This is a genomic window from Pseudomonas kilonensis, assembly GCF_001269885.1.
Classification (GTDB): domain Bacteria; phylum Pseudomonadota; class Gammaproteobacteria; order Pseudomonadales; family Pseudomonadaceae; genus Aquipseudomonas; species Aquipseudomonas kilonensis.
The window spans coordinates 100220-116821 of sequence record NZ_LHVH01000017.1 but is presented as its reverse complement, the minus strand read 5'-3'; the positions used below and the strand labels follow the sequence as shown (position 1 = coordinate 116821).

The window sequence follows — 16602 nt, the reverse complement described above, 5'->3', positions numbered from 1 at the left end:
ATTCAAGGTAAATATTCGGTTTCGCTTGTAGGAAGTTTCGCCAAATACAATCAAGGCATACCTAAAAACTCACACCGTCCCAACCAGCGGAACGCAGCGAAGAATGCCAAAATTTTAAAAATAAAAAAGTAGGACCTTTCCTTTTTTTCAAAAAAATACCTCTTCAGAAACGCCCAAAGCAGATTTTTTTGTCAAATTTGAACACACCATCGCGCCAACTAAAAATCACTTCAAATCATTTCATTCTCACTTCCTACTTGCTGCGAAGAGAACTCCTACGTCCTTTTCTTTTTTTACGAGTCTCTGCGCGTTCCCCCATCAAGACTGCTTCAATGTGATCAGGAGTCAAAGCCAACGCCCAAGGAGCCGCGAATGTTCCACCCCCCTGATTTGCGCGAAATTCATCTCACAATTCCTGACCTCGAACATGACCTCCAAGTGTTGGCCTTCGAAGGCTGCGAAGCTATCAGCACGCCGTATTCGTTCGATATCGAGCTCGTCAGCGAACAAAGCGATATGGAGTTGGAATGCTTGTTAAACCAGCACGCATTTCTTGCATTCAACAAACAGGGAAGTGGTGTTCACGGGCTGATTTATCGTGTTGTACAAGGCGACACCGGAAAACGCTTGACGCATTACAAGATAAGACTGGTTCCACGATTGGCTTACTTGGAACACCGCACCAACCAGCGCATTTTTCAACACGTCAGTGTGCCGCAGATCATCACCTCGATCCTCAAGGAGCACGGTATTCTCACCGACGCCCATCGCTTCCAGTTAAGTGCAAGTTATTCGCCTCGTGACTACTGCGTGCAGTATCGCGAATCCGACTTGCACTTCATTGAGCGCCTGTGTCACGAAGAAGGCCTGCATTATCATTTCCAGCACAGCGAGTCGGGCCATCATCTGGTATTTGGTGATGACCAGACCGTATTTCCCCGGCTTGAGCACCGCACTGTCTATAAACACGGCAGCGGCATGGTTGACGACGAGCCGGTTATCCATCGATTTGGCCTGCGACTGGAGACCCGGACCAGCCGCGTCACGCGCCGTGATTACGATTTCAAGAAGTCGACATTCCTGCTGGAGAGCAGCTGTCAGCCCGGCCTCGAAAAAATCCGACCCGACTTGGAGGCCTACGATTATCCAGGCGACTTTACCCAGGAAAAACGCGGCAGGTTATTGAGCCGGCGAGCCCTGGAACGCCATCGCGTCGACTACCGCCAGGCCGAAGGAAAGAGTGATCAGCCGGCACTGACGACGGGACACTTCCTGACATTGAGTGGGCACCCTCGCCAGGAATGGAATGATCTATGGCTCCTGACAGAAGTGCATCACGAAGGCAAACAGCCGCAGGTACTGGAGGAAATCACCCCCAGCGACACTGGCAGGGCTGAAGAGCACTTCAATCAGGGCTATCGCAATCACTTCGTTGCCACGCCTTGGGATGCGATCTTTCGTTCGCAACGGCTTTACCAAAAGACACGTGTATGGGGCAGCCAGACGGCAATCGTCACGGGCCCTAAGGGTGAAGAGATCCACTGTGACCCGTATGGCCGGGTCAAGGTCAGGTTTTTCTGGGATCGGACGGGGGACTTCGACGACGGCAGCAGCTGTTGGTTGCGAGTCGCCTCTAATTGGGCGGGCAACAGCTACGGGAGCGTCACGATCCCGCGGGTGGGCATGGAGGTGTTGGTGACCTTCATGGAAGGCGACCCCGACAAGCCCCTGATCAGCGGATGCCTGACCAACAGCGCCAACGATCGGCCCTACCCGCTGCCTGCGCACAAGACCCGCACCGTGTTTCGTTCTTGCAGCTCGCCGGGCAACAACGGCTTCAACGAGCTGCACCTGGAAGACCGCGCCGGTCAGGAGTTGATCTATCTGCGGGCCCAGCGTGACATGGAACAGAAGATCGAAAACGACAGCCGACTTGAGATTGGCAACGAGCGGCGGGAGACCATCAGGGGCAACAGCATCACCGTTCTGCATGCCGAGGAACATCGGACCACCGCCGCCGACCGTACGGTCCAGGTCGAAGGCAATGACTATCTACGCGTCGCCAACCGCCACACCCGTGTCGATCAGACACTGGCCGTCGAGGCCGGGCAGCAAATACAGATCAAGGCTGGCGCTCATGTGGTCCTTGAAGCAGGTGCATCTCTCAGTTTGAAAGCCGGGGGCCAGCACATCCTGATCAACCACAGCGGTATCTACAGCAGCAGTGAAATCCAGCTCGGCGGCGACCCCATGGCCGGTGCTGCCGCTTCATCAATCACGCCTGGCTTGACGGATCCCTTGGCGGCTCCAGCCCCAGTGCTCGCCCCCACTCAACGCGCGCTGATAGCGGCCAGCAAAGCAGCGGGATTGGACTTTTGTCCGATCTGCGAGGCCTGCCGCGAGGGTCTCTGCCCAATGGAAGTCGCCGCCGCATGACTCGCTCACTCCCCCATCAATGGTTGATCGAACAGCAACGCCTCGGCCACACCCTGTGTCTCGTCCTGGACTCGGAACATGAGCACCCCACGCGCCAGGCATTGCTCAAGAGCAGTCGCCCCGACCAGTACCTGAGCGTGTACGGCCAAACCCAGGTCGCTGACCTTGCTGACGCGGGGCCCTTTGTCTTCAGCTTCGATCGGCCCGGCGATGAACACATCAATGAATTGCTTAACCGGCCGGACAACCACTGGGGATGGCTTGCCAGCCTTCCCAAAGGGGGCCTGCCAACACTGGTGAAACACTGGCGTGAACGGCTGATCATCGGAGAACGCCCCCATCAGGCGTTGTACCGCTTCCATGACAACCGTGTCCTGGCCCGGGCGCTCAAGCACTTGCCCGTTGAAGCCTATCCGGCCTATCTCGGGCCAGCGATCAGTGTCTGCTATTGGCAGGGCACTTGTTGGGCAAGCACCTATAACCCGGCCCCGGGGGAATATCCGCTACCCGACTCGCCTCTTTGGCTGCAGGTGCCTGTTACCCCGCAGCAAGCGAAGCAGACTCGCTTCCTCAATGCCCGCCGCTTCCTGTTGGCCGAGCATGTCCAGGCCTTCGCCTCCCTTGCCGAGCAACAGAACCCGGATGCGTGGTTGCGCGTCACGCTCGATCAGGCCGAGGTCTGGCACTGGCAGGCGCCCGAGCAGTTGGAGTTTTTACTGACCCAGCACCTGCAAGCACCCGCCCAGGCGCTGGCGCCGTACTGGCAAGTACGTTCAGCTGAAAGCCCCGACGAGCATTTTGAACGGGTGCGCCTGATGGCAGCGTTCTGGCAGGGAGATATGCCGCCATGAAACAGGCTTTGTGCATTGCAAGTTTGAGCGGCCTGGCGATAACGGCAGGTTGTGCCAACACACAGCCGAACACGTTTACTTTTACGGCAGATTTGCCGCCTGATTTTGCCTACCAGGCGGCGGTTTACTACGTGCCCGCCCCAGGCGAAACCTGCACCGTCGAGACCCGGTATAACAAGGCGCCGGTGTTCAATAGGGAGTGGCGTAAGGCATACAAACCCGATTCCGAAATCGTTATTCGCCGAACCCGTATGGGTTGCCCGCTGGTGATCAGCCGCATCGAGCTCGAAATCAACTCCGCCTACGGCAAGGATTGGGGGGATATCAGTCAAGATTCAGCCAACGTCGTGATTCGCGACGAGCTGGAAGCGCAATACAAAGGCACGTTCAGCGAAGCGGGTGAAAGCACTTTCTATGGCCAATGCCAGTGGTTGTTCCGTACTGCTGGGTCCAAACGACGCATCGTAAAAATCCTCGACTGCAAAAAAACCAACCCACAGGGCGAGCTTGGGCGTGGGCGTCCTTTCTCGGCGTACACCCTGGATCAGCTGTCGGGTAAGACCGTAAGGATGAAGATCAAGTTGGCGGACGAGGAGAGACCCGCCATTGGAGACACTTGGGTGAAGGTGCCGAACGGTTGGAAACGCTGCATGGGCAAACACTTTGAGGACCCACACGCATTTTGTTATGGCAATTACCAGGACTTCAGCGGTTTTCAAATGCCCGACGGACAGAAATGCACCATTTACCCCGGCTGTACGGAATAAGGCCCTATCCCGTGACTACGCCCTACTCAAAAATACATGCGCTGTTGCGTAACGCAGGCTTGGGTTGCTCCATCGCGTTAATCGTTGGTTGCACCAACAAACAAGTTAATACTTTTATTTTTGCCGCTGATCTGCCACCAGACTTTGCCTACCAGGCTGCGGTGTACTACGTACCCGCCCCAGGCGAAACCTGCACCGTCGAGACCCGGTATAACAAGGCGCCGGAGTTCAATAGGGAGTGGCGTAAGGCATACAAACCCGACTCCGAAATCGTTATTCGCCGAACCCGTATGGGTTGCCCACTGGTAATCAGCCGCATTGAGCTCGAAATCAACTCCGCCTATGGCAAGGATTGGGGGGATATCAGTCAAGATTCAGCCAACGTCGTGATTCGTGATGAGCTGGAAGCGCAATACAAAGGCACGTTCAGCGAAGCGGGTGAAAGTACTTTCTACGGCCAATGCCAGTGGTTGTTCCGTACTGCTGGGTCCAAACGGCGCATCGTAAAAATCCTCGACTGCAAAAAAACCAACCCACAGGGCGAGCTTGGACGTGGGCGTCCTTTCTCGGCGTACACCCTCGATCAGCTACCGGGTAAAACCGTGAGGATGAAGATCAAGTTGGCTCGCGAGGAGAGACCCTATATGGGAGATACCTGGGTGAAGGTGCCTAACGGCTGGAAACGCTGCATGGGCGACAACTTTGAAGATCAATACGCATTTTGCTTTGGCAATTACAAAGACTTCAGCAGTTTTCAAATGCCAGATGGCCGGCAATGCACCATTTATCCAGGTTGTACGGAATAAGGAGATCGACACATGGCGTTATTGAAAAACGGTATGGAGTCGCGGCTGAGCAGTCGCATTCTGACGTGCCCCAAGGGCGGAAATTGGACCAGCTTTCAACTCGTCGATGAGCTTGGTTCTGGTGAACCTTATGCAGGGCTGGCTTATACCGCTACCGATTCAGAAGGGCAAAAATACCTTGGCAATCTGGATGCCATGGGTATTGGCAAGGTCACGAACCACTATTCCGGACCAGTTGCCCTTGCCTTTGAGCAAAACTATCAAGAACAGGAAAAGCTCTATGTAGAACTTCAACGTAGAGATAGCTACCCCCTCCAAATCACCGAACTACAAGTCCGCGCCGAGCAAACCCGCTACCTGAACCCAAACGCCACACGCACCCGGGAAAATCCCGCACAAGCCTGCGCAGGCGATTTCTTCCAGGTGGAAGTACGGCACCTGGTCAAGCACGTCGCGCATTTGCCGCCCGAGGTATACCGCCATTACCCACTCCCGGCTGGGCCGGCACGGTTGATGGGCGAACATGGCAAACTCGGTGTTGCCCTGATGCCGCAAAAACACACAGTGCTGGAAGTTCGCCCGTTGCGCGCCTTGCGGCCTATGCTGTCCACCGCCCCCGAATTCTGTGCGCTCAACTTGTATCAATTGGCGCTCATGTCGACCTTGACCTATTGCCCCTTCGGCCAGACACCTGACAAGGCTCCAATAAAAACACCGCTGAACTTCACCGAGCAACCAAGCGTGGGCAACTGGTTCGCGGATGCATTGGCCAAGTTCGAAGAGCTCGGGGAGTTCTATCCGGAGCAGACAAAACCCTACTACCCGCTGTATGAAGACGTGCCCTACTCCAAACGCTTGGAGATCGTACCGTTCGATCCAGCCCTCTACGCGGTCAACGATCCGGAATTGGGTGTACATCAGGAACATCCCGCCAAAGTCCATTTTCTCGACGATACCGACAAGCAAGAAGGCACTGATACCCAAGCCTACATCACCCACAATGACGAGCTGGTCCTGATCGCAGTACGTGGCACCCAGCAATCCGCCGACTTCCTGCGCGACGCCGATGCGCTTCAGGTGCCGTTTGAAGAAGGTGTCGGCCGGGTGCATCGAGGGTTCTATGACGCCGCCAGAAAAACAGCGGCCTTCGTGACGAGTTATCTGGACAGGTTTCATGCGGGGCAAAAATTGCTGATTTGCGGTCACAGCCTGGGGGGAGCCGTGGCATTGTTGCTCTCGGAGATACTGCGGCGCAGAGCGGGCTTCGACTACACCCTCCAGCTCTACACCTACGGCGCCCCCCGCGCCGCCGACGCCACCTTCACAAAAAACGCCGAAGCCCTGGTGCACTACCGAATGGTCAACCACAACGACCCGATACCCAGCGTCCCCGGCAGTTGGATGAATACCAAGAGCGGTGTTTATGGCTCAGGGCTGGCCCTTACGTTCGCCAACGTACCGGTCGGTCTTTCCGTGTTCGTGGCGGGCATCACTAACTTGACGGGCGAGCCCTACGAACACCACGGCATCTTGCGGCACTTCCTGCCGGTGGAGTTCGATCGCAAGGAGCGGTCTTCGATCCTGTGGATGCCCCAGTGCGACACCATCACCCAACACGCCGCCTGCGAGGTGGCCCTTGAGCATAAATATGGCTTGCCGAACCGTCCGGCATTGCTGGCCCAACTCATCCAGACCGGTGATCACTTCATGGTCCCCAGCTACATTCCCGCTTGCTGGGCGACTTTGCGGCGCTGGCAGGAAGCGCAGATCGACGGAAGCACGCTGGCGACAAAACGCGAATATGAATGGATCGACAATGCGCTGACACGGATTACCCAACAGTTGCGCGATGAAGAGCGCTACCTGGCGGGACGGGGCGCGCCCAATGGGCGTAGCGAAAGCTCCATCAACATTGCGCTCATCCGTGAGGTCGACAAGATGCACAACACACGTGCGCGCCTGGCCACGCTGCGCACCGCGTCGGTTAGTGAAAAAGACGTTTACGGAAGCTTGGCGGAACAACCCGAGCAACTGGCACACAACCTGGCCCGTTGGCAGGCACACCCGGAGAACAGGGTGGCTGAGCAACTGGCGATGGCGCCGGCCATGGATGACGATAGTGAGTTGATCCGTGGTGCTCATGGGTATGCCATTGGTAAGCCCTACACGCTGGATCTTGATTCCATCATCTGATCGACGCGCCGTTCTCCACGCCTTCAGGTCAGGTATGTACCGTGCTGCCGTCATCGCGAGCAAGCTCGCTCCCACAGGGGGTGGTGGTGGGCGCTCATTCCTGAGTTGCGCCTGTAGGAGCTGTCGAGCGAAGCGAGGCTGCGATCTTTTCCCAAGCACTTGAGTCTCAAGCGAAAGATCGCAGGCTTCGCCAGCGCCTACAGAGCCGACCGGGGCAGGCTCTGGCCATGAATTCCAGGACTATTCAGAGGCTTGTTTATTCACCCTGCGCAACGCTTCCGCCAAGCTACGAATCCTTGCGCCATTGCCTACAACTACGCCAGAATCCGCCCGCTTGTGCGCCTTGCCCATGGGTTCTATCGTTTCCCTGCCACTGCCCATCAGTGGTCGGGTTTAGTAGCCCGAGGTTGTGTCAGTAAGATGCACGAGCTCTCCATCCAAGCAGGTTGCTAACCTGTCCTTGATGGTGGCTGTGCGCAGGGCGCTTCGGCGCGCCGGCAATGCTGATCTCCCCGGTCTACTAACCTGCGTACAGCCGCCACCCTTCTTTTAGTAGGGAAGAGGTTGCGGCTTAACCATGGAGTATCAGCACATGTTCAAGCCAACACCGAATCCCCCCGAAGCAGATCGCACCTCTGCGTCCACCCAATCCAAAACGAAGAAACAAGACGAAGCAGAAAGGCGCGCCTTGGATTATTACCTGCATCCGAAACCGGAAAAGTCCGAGGATACGTCCAAACCGGGCCAGCTCTTCACCGTCGCAAAAAACGCCGACAACGAATGCCTGCTCGCCAACCTCAGCGAAAACCTGGCATCCGCCGACGCGATGATCAGCAACCTGGCTTTCGATCTGGAAGGCCCCCGCCGCCACATCGCCCTCGGCATCCAGCAACTGATCGAGATGAGTTCATTGCTGGCGAACCGAGTGCTGGATAACGTCGACCCGCGCTAACCGCAGCACCAACAACCCCGTGGCGAGGGAGCTTGCTCCCGCTCGGCGGCGCAGCGACCGCAAGATTTTAGGGCCGCTTCGCAGCCCAGCGGGAGCAAGCTCCCTCGCCACGGGTTGTAAGGCGCGTCTGACGGATTGCTCAGCCCTTCCGCCAAGCCACGCATCCTTGCGCCTTTGCCTACAACTACACCGGAACCCGCCGACTTGTGGGCCATACATTCAACCCCTATCGTCTCCTCGTCGCTGACATCAGCGAACGGCTTGGCGGCCAATCCCGTCAGTAATTGCTGAAACACTTTAAGCATCACATTCTTCTAGAGGGGGGTGCGAAAAAAGTTGATATCAAGGATTTGGAAGTGGGGAAAGTTATACGGCGCAAATATGAGGAATGGCGGGCTTATGCCTGTGCGGCCCGTACAGCTTCCAACGAGCTATTGACGTTGCTAGCACAAGAACCAGCAGATCCTGAACGAGCGTCTGGTGTTGATTTTGCACTGGTGCGCTTCGGCAACATCGATGCTGATGCGCTCGAACAATTTAATCTATGGGAATCAGACCATGGCTTCCCCTGGCATGACTCTCCAGAGGTCATCAAAAGCGATGCCCGACATCTTGACCTTGCGCTGTGGTACGGGAATCTACTGTGCGGTCTATGCTTCGCCACACCCAGCGGCAAACGCACCGTTGTACGGATCAAACTACTGGAAGGCCATCCCAAGCGGGAGAGTGGTTCACACCCGTTGAAGAGAAGAGTCATCCAGCTTTGCGTGCTTGCCGTTACTCAGTACTGCAAGATCATTGGTGCGGAACTCATTGAAATAGATAGCCCGTTACCCGGTGCAGTCCCTATATACGTCGAAAATGAATTTCAGATGGTAAACGGTGCCCTTGTGTTGACTCTTGATGAGTAATAGCATCATTTCAGAGGTGATCGAAAAATGAGCAAATTGAAAGCAACCCAACGCGGGAAGGCCGGCAAACATAAAGGGCAGGACAACTTTGACTGCTTGTACGTACGCGGCTTGCGCAAAGCTCGTGTCACAAGCTCAATGGATTTGCGGATACTCGACCGCATCCGTCGTGGGTCCTCCGATGAGCCTGATGGTGCACTCGCAGGCTCGCGCTTGGTCAAGCTATCTGCCAGCGCGTAACCCCCACAAAGTAAGCATTAGGCGGCCCATCGGCCGCTTTTTTATTTAGCGGCTGGCAACAAAAAAACGAAGCTGGCTTTCAAGCTGGAAGGCTCGCTTCAGCACTTCGCTACCCCGTCATTATATGGCCTCAGATAGCCCTGGTTCCCAACGCCCCGAACCAGCGCAAACCCGCGCCAACAAGGGGGCGATTTACGGTCAAAGTTTTCGATCGTTCCCACGCTCCTGCGTGGGAATGTCGCCAGGGACGCTCCGCGTTCCGCTTCTGGAACAGATATCTCGTGGACGTCGCTCTAGTTCCTTGCGCGACAGCGCAGCGTCGAAGACGTGGCGGGGACTCCCTCGCCACAAAATCATCGCGTCGCCATCTAAGCCGCCCTTATGCCCCAACCCCGCGCACACCCGCGCCAACAAGGGGCGATTTACGGTCAAACTTATTGGCCATTTCGATCCCCTTTTGGCCTCTCCTGCCGTTCTCTGAAACGCCTCCCGCCGCAAGACTGTGTTCAAACCGACCAGCCTTGCGGAGAACAAAAAAATGCTGACGATCTACTCAGACGATCACCACCTGCACCACGGCCGCTGCGAGTTGATGGACGGACAATTGATGCCCTGCTTCGAGATGCCATCCCGGGCCGATCACGTGTTGGAGCGGGTCAAGACGCAGGGGCTGGGGCCGGTGGAGGCGCCGCAGGATTTTGGCTTGGGGCCGATCCAGCGCATCCACAGCGCGGCGTACCTGGAGTTTTTCAAAGGCGCCTGGGACCGCTGGGCCAAGTACAACCGCGAGGGCGATTTGTTGCCCTTCACCTGGCCGGCGCGGACCTTTCGCACGGTCATCCCCACCAGCCTGCATGGCCAACTGGGTTATTACAGTTTCGACGCGGGCGCGCCGATTACCGCCGGCACTTGGCAGGCGGCCTACAGCGCCGCGCAAGTCGCCCTCACCGCCCAGGCGGATATCCAGCGTGGGGCGCGCAGTGCCTTTGCGTTATGCCGCCCACCGGGGCACCACGCCGCTGGCGATTTGATGGGCGGTTATTGCTACCTCAACAACGCGGCCATCGCCGCCCAGGCCTTTCTCGACCAGGGTCATAAGAAGGTCGCGATCCTGGATGTGGATTACCACCACGGCAACGGCACCCAATCGATTTTCTATGAGCGCAGCGACGTGTTATTCGCCTCGATCCACGGCCATCCGGAGGCGGAATTTCCGTTTTTCCTGGGTTATGCCGACGAGCGTGGCGAGGGCGACGGCGAGGGCTTCAACTTCAACTACCCTTTGCCGGCCGGCTCAGGCTGGGACACCTGGAGCGCGGCGCTGGAGCAGGCCTGCGGGCAAATCCGCGGTTACGACGCCGATGTCATTGTCGTGTCCCTGGGCGTGGACACTTTCAAGGACGACCCCATCTCGCAATTCAAGCTCGACAGCCCGGATTACCTGGCGATGGGCAAGCGCATCGCGGCGCTCGGCAAGCCAACATTGTTCGTGATGGAAGGCGGCTACGCGGTGGCAGAAATCGGCATCAATGCCGTGAACGTTCTTGAAGGTTTCCAAAGCGCCCCATGAGGAATCACAGCATGAACAGACTCAAGCGTTTAATGGCTCCAGCCGTGTGCGCCGCGCTGCTTTGCGGCGCTGTGCAGGCCGAGGAGCGCACCTTGCGCGTCTACAACTGGTTCGACTACATCACGCCCAAGGCCCTGGAGGATTTCAAGGCGCAGAACAGCCAGGTCAAGCTGGTCTACGACATCTTCGACACCAACGAGGCCCTGGAGGCCAAGCTGCTGACAGGCAACTCCGGCTATGACGTGGTGGTGCCGTCCAACGTGTTCCTGGCCAAGCAGATCGAAGCCGGGGTGTTCCAGCCCCTGGACCGCAGCAAGCTGCCGAACTGGAACCACCTCGACCCCAAGCTGATGAAGCTGATCGAAGCCAACGACCCGGGCAACAAGTTCGCCGTGCCCTACATGTACGGCACCATCCTGATCGGCTTCAACCCGGACAAGGTCAAGGCCGCCCTGGGTGATAGCGCGCCGGTGGACAGTTGGGACCTGATCTTCAAGGAAGAGAACATCAGCAAGCTCAAGCAGTGCGGCGTGGCGCTGCTCGATTCGCCGTCGGAGATCCTGCCCCTGGCCTTGCAGCACCTGGGCCTGGACCCCAACAGCAAGAAGCCGGCGGACTACGCCAAGGCTGAGGCGCTGATGATGAAGGTGCGCCCGTACATCACTTACTTCCACTCGTCCAAGTACATGGCCGACATCGCCAACGGTGAGATCTGCGTGGCGGTGGGCTATTCCGGCAGCTTCTCCCAGGCGGCCAACCGCGCCAAGGAAGCCAAGAACGGCGTGACCGTGGACATGCGCCTGCCCAAGGAAGGCGCGCCGATCTGGTTCGACATGCTCGCCATCCCCAAAGGCGCGAAAAACCCGGACGACGCCTACACCTTCATCAACTACTTGCTGCAACCGCAGGTGATCGCGCCGGTGAGTGATTTTGTCGGCTACCCGAACCCGAACAAGGACGCCACCGAAATGGTCGACCCGGCGATCCGTGGCAACCCCAACCTGTACCCGACCGCTGCGGCCATGACCACGCTCTACACCCTGCAACCCTTGCCCCGGGACGCCGAGCGCGCACGCACGCGGGCCTGGACCCGGATCAAATCCGGCCAATGAAGGCCATGGTGGGAGCAAGCTTTGCTCCCACCAGCGTATACATAGTTACCACCTGCCCCGTCCCTTGCCTCTCTAGCATGAAAACCCCGAAGCATTCGGCTTCGGGGTTTTCATCCATCTCGAGACAGGGACAACTCAGATGACATCAGACCCTACCGGCACCGACCCGGCATTCAACGCGAGTATCAGGAGCACGCTGCTCAACCAGTTGCTCGCTGGCCCCACCTACCCGGAAGTGGCGGCCATACTCCTGCGGGACGCGCTCAAGAAGCTGTACCCCTCACTGGATCTAGACCCGCATACCACCGTCATCGGCGAACCAGCCTGGGACATCGTCGGCGGTGAGATCGTAGCGCTCCCCACCCGTTATGAATCGCTCAGCGATTTGCTCGCCTCGCGGGTGGACCAGAGCAAACCCACGTTGTTGATTGAAGGGCTGCACTTCCTGACCCAATTGCCGATCACCGTGCCCGAGGTGCATTTGCCGGTGCGCATCGACCAGATCGGCCGTTTGATCAACGAGCTGCTACCGGCCATGTTGCCGGCCAGCCAGGAGCAACAACTGGCGTACTGGAACACGCCGTTCGGCAATTACGGCCCACGCTGGCATGAACTCTCCCACACGCTGCGCATGCTCTGGGACGTCAAGCAGATCGAGGGCTGGACGGCGGCTGAATGCGACATGGCCCGGCAACTGTTCCTGTACCCCGATCCACAGGACCGTAAGGACAGCTATGACAGCCACGCGTATCTGGTCGACATCGAGAAGGTCGACGGCGACGAGGTCAACCGCGTGAATGAAAACTCGCTGGTGGTGCTGATTGGCCAGATTGACAACAAGGAGGTCATCCTGGCGCACTCGTTGCTCAACGGTTATGAAAAGTTCGCTTCACGGCAGGCGTTGGGACAAGCCCTTTCAGAGCATCTGGGCATCCTGGTCCATCCGACGACAATTCGCTGGCAGCTCTATGAGCCCAACGGCAATATTTTCGACAGCAAGGCCTGCGCGATCATCACCGTGCAGGTCAAGGTCCTTGGCATCCCCAACATCAACTTAAATCCGACCTTTGCTGACGACGAACCATCGGCCCCCAGCGGAATGGACATAGGACCTGGCGAAAGCTGGTTTCAAAAACAGTTGCCCGAGTGGCTGCAGACAGCATCGATCTCCGACCAGATCCTGTTCGCCCAATACATGAAGAATCTTTCGGCGCTGAGCAGCTCCCACGCCGGCAAAACCTACCTGGACGACATTCCCCCCATCAAAACGTATGCGTCGCAGGCGCTGAAAACGCAGATGCAATCCGACCACGACGACGCTTCGACGCTGGACCCGGAAAAAATCGAGATCGAGATAAAAAGCCCGGTTGTCTGGGGCTCCTTCGTTGTGCCCTTCAAGTTGGATACCACCCAGTTCAACCTCGTCGATCTGGCGTTGCAAAACCTGATTGCCCTGCCCACGGGCAGCAAGACGGTGAGGTCCCTCGACGCGACCGTGTTGCCCGCGTGGTTGACGGTGGACTACGTCGAGAAGCTCATCACCCAAGTCGATATCGGTCGCGTTTATCCCGACCTGATCAAGCGCAAACTGCTCGATGACCCGGCGGAGTCGACCCGCCGCGAAAACCTGTACACCTCACAGTTGCGCATACAGCTGCCCATGCTTGCGCTGGAAGGCAAACTCCGTGGGTGGGGCAATATCGATGAGCGCGGTTGTCGTTATGTCGCGGCGCTGATGGAGCCCCAGGAAGACGACCGCAAGGTAGACGGGCAAACCATCGTCCTGCGCAAACTGGCCTTCGTGCCCGAGCTGCAGTTGGGGCTTTCGGAGGACATCGTTGCCAACATGTTCGTGATCGGCCCGCAGACGCCAAGTGCCGGTCCTTGCCTGCTGTATCGCCCGTTGCTTGAACCGCAGCTGTGGCAGTTCCCGTCGTTCAGCAACTTGCTGTACACCATCAGGCAAAACGCACCCTTGCGCCAATCGGTACTGGCGTGGCTGCCCGATGGGGTACGAGAAACCTACGGCCGCGATGTCTTTCCAGGCGCCCTGCCCTCGCCCTGGACCATCGTGGAGTTCGCGGCATCCCCACTGGAGTCCTTGTCCAATAACGGTCCTGTCAATCTTAGTGACGAGACCCTGGGTGCCGACTTCCTGCCACTGTTGTTCCGGGCCAACGCCAATGCCTTGGTCACACTCGCCGATCATCAGTCGGTCTCCAATCGCGAAAGCCGTTGGGAGTCTTTCAAGCAGGCCGGCTGGCTGATTTTCAATCTGGCGCTGCCCTACCTCGGCACCACGGTGGCCACCGCGACCTGGCTCTGGCAGATCCTGGACGACCTTGAACAGCTGACGCAGAGTGACGAAGAAACCAATAGCCAGGACAAGTGGGCGCTCTTTGTCGATGTGTTGTTGAACGTCTCCTTGGGGATCATCCATTACGTGATTGACGGCACCAGGGCGAGCAAAGGTAGCCGTCCGACAGAAGCCCCGGAGATTGCCCCGCCACAAATCCCGCCAGTGCCCAAACCCAAGCTCACGATCGAAACGCTCGCGCCGCTCACCAAGCCAGAGCTGCCGCAAGAGCACTACGAGGTCGTTCATACCAGTGGTGCGTTGATCGGCAGGTCGAGCAAGCGCGCCAATCTGCTCGATAGCTTCAGCATCGCGGCCCCCGATTCCCCTGGACAACCCAGGACCGAAGGCGTGCTCAAGGGTCTCTATGAGAAAGAGGGGAAGTGGTACGCGAAAATGACGGGAAAATGGTTCGAGGTCACCGTAGAGGGCGACCAGGCCTGCATCATTGATGGGGCCCGCACCGGCCCTCCGCTGATCCATGATGCGCACGGCCAGTGGCAGATCGATACCCGCTTGCGCTTGCGCGGCGGCGGCTCAAAAGGTGCTCGGCAGAAGGTCGTCGCCGAGGCACGACGCCGCAGCGTGGAGCTGCTGGCCGAACTCAACCAGTTTGAAGAACAGAAACCGGCGAACCAGACGTTGCTGACCATGGACGCGCAGGAAATGAACCAGGCGTCCGGCGCGGCCCGGGAAACCAAGCGTGTGGAGTACCTGACGACCCTGGAAGCCCAGCGAAAAAACTACGAAAAAGCGCTGAAGACGTTGATTGAATGGCCGGTCTTCCAGTCACGCCCCGATTACCCTCGCGTCAGCCTTGGTTACCTGAACGCGCAAGTGAATTTCACCTTTGCGGAAATGGATGTATTGCGAGAGCGCTTTACGCCTGCCATTACCGATGCCATGGGCATGATCACGTCCGAGGTCAAGGTGCTGGAGCAACAACACATCGATGCGGCCAATACCATGATCAACGCCGGTCACGACATGATCGAGCGCCTGGACTACATGGAGACCCGTTTTTCCAGGCTCAAGGAGTTGGGACGCGAAGGCTTTGAGTTTGTCCGCCAGTACCGTGGAAAGATGCCGACCTACAACAGTGACGATCTGCGACTTATCCAGCTGGATATGTACCGCCACCTCTGCCTGTCTCTTGAAAGCGTCGAGACGATGCCTGAAGGCTGGGTGGAAATTAACCGGATTGTCGACAACGCGACGGTGGCCTTCCAAAGCCTGCGCGACGCCGTGGATGAGCGAAGCATGATCCGGCTGGATGAACAAATCGATGCACTGGGCAGCCTGACGGAACAGTTCGCCGCCATCGAAGAACATCTCGACTACATGGGTAGCGAATACCAGGACAGCGCCAGCCCTGCACAACTCACTCGCCTGACCCGGCAGATAGGCGATTGTAGAAGACGAGCGTTGCGCCAGTTGGCCCAAGCCCTCGATGAGCGAAGCAACCGGCGAAGATCAGGCCGCGCTCATGAGCCACGTCCACGGCCCAGGAAAAAATTCATCAGGGCCCGCTTCTGGGGCGTCATCAGTGGCGAGCCTCGCTTATCGCAGCTGCACGAGGAAACGGATTGGGTCGATGTGAAGAATCCGTTCTCGGATGAAATCATCGCCTCGTTCCACCGCAAGGAAACCGGCGAATGGGCGCCCCACGTGATGTCCGACCCGCCTCCCCTGGCAGTCCCTTCACTGGACACGAGCGTTCGCAAAGGCCAAGCCCTGATCGACGGGCTGACTGCGTTCAAGGCGCAAATTGAACAAGACGTGGAAAAGCCAGGCCGGACACCGGCCGGTGTGGCAATGATCCTCAATGCCCACGCCAGCAGGATGGAGAAGGTCGGCATCGCGATCAGGAAGGCACTCGACCAGGCACAAGGCGTTGCCACCAACGAAACGATTGAAATATCAGAGGCGCAGCAGCGCTCGACCGAAGCCTTGCGATTGCGCCTCAAAAGAGAATCGAAGTCGCTCTATGAACAGGAATTCGAAACCGTACTGAACATCATCAAGCAGAGCCCTCCGACCATGAGCGGCGTGATCTGGCTGAAAGACCGTAACCGTATTTCCATCACCAAACGGATCAACCGCCAACGCATCAAGGGCCGCACACATGGTTACCTCGACAGGTATGAAATCAAGGACAAGAAGACCGGCAAGACCCTCTGGTTCGCCGACTTCCTCTACTCCACGAACTGGGTGCCTGCCCGTACGTTCCTTGCGGCACGCCTGAAAACAGTGGAGCAGGTGCTGCTGGGCGTGGCCGAGGTCTCTACAAAGGGCTTTAGCCAGCGTCAGTTGATCAATCATTACCGCAGCGAAATTGCCGTGGACCAGGCCCAGCAGGTGTTCTTTCCAAAGGAGCGGCCATAAGGCCGGGGCCGCCGCCGATGCCC

The 16602-nt window shown here is 57.8% G+C and carries 10 protein-coding genes; all 10 read left to right on the top strand.

Features of this window, described 5'->3' with window-relative positions; genetic code table 11:
• The first annotated feature begins 372 nt into the window (after window positions 1-372).
• The 10 genes from AD662_RS07105 to AD662_RS07060 all read left to right on the top strand — a co-directional run bounded on the left by AD662_RS07105 (window position 373) and on the right by AD662_RS07060 (window position 16579).
• Complete coding sequence (locus tag AD662_RS07105; RefSeq protein WP_053186283.1) at window positions 373-2436, top strand: type VI secretion system Vgr family protein; 2064 nt, start codon at window positions 373-375, stop codon at window positions 2434-2436.
• On the top strand, window positions 2433-3287 hold the full coding sequence (locus AD662_RS07100; RefSeq protein WP_053186280.1) for a DUF4123 domain-containing protein: 855 nt from the start codon (window positions 2433-2435) through the stop codon (window positions 3285-3287). Before AD662_RS07105 ends, AD662_RS07100 begins: the two co-directional genes overlap by 4 nt.
• Window positions 3284-4054, top strand: coding sequence for a hypothetical protein (locus AD662_RS07095; RefSeq protein WP_053186278.1), 771 nt, complete (start codon window positions 3284-3286; stop codon window positions 4052-4054). Before AD662_RS07100 ends, AD662_RS07095 begins: the two co-directional genes overlap by 4 nt.
• 11 nt (window positions 4055-4065) lie before the next feature.
• The gene (locus AD662_RS07090) at window positions 4066-4860 is read left to right on the top strand and encodes a hypothetical protein (protein ID WP_235862379.1); all 795 of its coding nucleotides are present in this window, start codon (window positions 4066-4068) and stop codon (window positions 4858-4860) included.
• A 12-nt stretch (window positions 4861-4872) separates the two neighbouring features.
• A complete protein-coding gene (locus AD662_RS07085; RefSeq protein WP_053186275.1) occupies window positions 4873-7053 on the top strand; it encodes a lipase family protein in 2181 nt (726 codons plus the stop codon).
• A gap of 592 nt (window positions 7054-7645) precedes the next feature.
• Entirely contained in the window at window positions 7646-8005 is a 360-nt protein-coding gene (locus AD662_RS07080; protein WP_053186272.1) for a DUF6124 family protein, read from the top strand.
• Between the two features lie 284 nt (window positions 8006-8289).
• On the top strand, window positions 8290-8916 hold the full coding sequence (locus tag AD662_RS07075) for a hypothetical protein (protein WP_235862380.1): 627 nt from the start codon (window positions 8290-8292) through the stop codon (window positions 8914-8916).
• Between the two features lie 778 nt (window positions 8917-9694).
• Window positions 9695-10726, top strand: a complete 1032-nt coding sequence (locus tag AD662_RS07070; RefSeq protein ID WP_053186269.1) for a histone deacetylase family protein — start codon at window positions 9695-9697, stop codon at window positions 10724-10726.
• An 11-nt stretch (window positions 10727-10737) separates the two neighbouring features.
• On the top strand, window positions 10738-11838 hold the full coding sequence (locus AD662_RS07065; RefSeq protein ID WP_053186266.1) for a polyamine ABC transporter substrate-binding protein: 1101 nt from the start codon (window positions 10738-10740) through the stop codon (window positions 11836-11838).
• Window positions 11839-11977: 139 nt separating this feature from the next.
• Window positions 11978-16579, top strand: coding sequence for a dermonecrotic toxin domain-containing protein (locus AD662_RS07060; RefSeq protein ID WP_053186263.1), 4602 nt, complete (start codon window positions 11978-11980; stop codon window positions 16577-16579).
• Window positions 16580-16602 lie beyond the last annotated feature (23 nt).

Excerpts from the sequence above, each read along its gene's own strand:
- AD662_RS07095 (WP_053186278.1), top strand. The coding sequence starts at position 3,284 with ATGAAACAGGCTTTGTGCATTGCAAGTTTGAGCGGCCTGGCGATAACG.
- AD662_RS07065 (WP_053186266.1), top strand. The coding sequence starts at position 10,738 with ATGAACAGACTCAAGCGTTTAATGGCTCCAGCCGTGTGCGCCGCGCTG.
- AD662_RS07080 (WP_053186272.1), top strand. The coding sequence starts at position 7,646 with ATGTTCAAGCCAACACCGAATCCCCCCGAAGCAGATCGCACCTCTGCG.
- AD662_RS07100 (WP_053186280.1), top strand. The coding sequence starts at position 2,433 with ATGACTCGCTCACTCCCCCATCAATGGTTGATCGAACAGCAACGCCTC.
- AD662_RS07105 (WP_053186283.1), top strand. The coding sequence starts at position 373 with ATGTTCCACCCCCCTGATTTGCGCGAAATTCATCTCACAATTCCTGAC.
- AD662_RS07070 (WP_053186269.1), top strand. The coding sequence starts at position 9,695 with ATGCTGACGATCTACTCAGACGATCACCACCTGCACCACGGCCGCTGC.
- AD662_RS07060 (WP_053186263.1), top strand. The coding sequence starts at position 11,978 with ATGACATCAGACCCTACCGGCACCGACCCGGCATTCAACGCGAGTATC.
- AD662_RS07085 (WP_053186275.1), top strand. The coding sequence starts at position 4,873 with ATGGCGTTATTGAAAAACGGTATGGAGTCGCGGCTGAGCAGTCGCATT.